Consider the following 359-nt stretch of genomic DNA (forward strand, 5'->3'; position numbering starts at 1 on the left):
ACCATCGGCGATGCATCGTTTCACTTCTGAGTTCGGSATGGGRTCAGGTGGTTCCAATGCTCTATGGTCGTCAAGAAATTCGGGTACCGAACCGTCTTTCGACGCTTCAGCAAATTGGGTATGCGATAGTTTGTGCGGCTTTTGTGAATGCTTGCGAACTTTCGGTTCATTGCGTCTTCACACACCGCAATCTGGTGTCCTTTCGGATCAGCAAATTGCTTGGGTGTTATATGGTCAAGCCTCACGGGCAATTAGTATTGGTTAGCTCAACGCCTCACAGCGCTTACACACCCAACCTATCAACGTCGTAGTCTTCGACGGCCCTTCAGGGGACTCAAGGTCCCAGTGAGATCTCATCT

2 rRNA genes are annotated in these 359 nt (G+C 50.1%); both read right to left on the reverse strand.

Annotation, left to right across the window (positions count from 1 at the left end):
• Positions 1-75, reverse strand: a 5S ribosomal RNA gene (gene rrf / locus AC1DCG_RS25230); the annotation flags it as partial.
• A 155-nt stretch (positions 76-230) separates the two neighbouring features.
• A 23S ribosomal RNA gene (locus AC1DCG_RS25235) occupies positions 231-359 on the reverse strand; the annotation flags it as partial.

Source organism: Caulobacter sp. 10L414 (assembly GCF_056395525.1).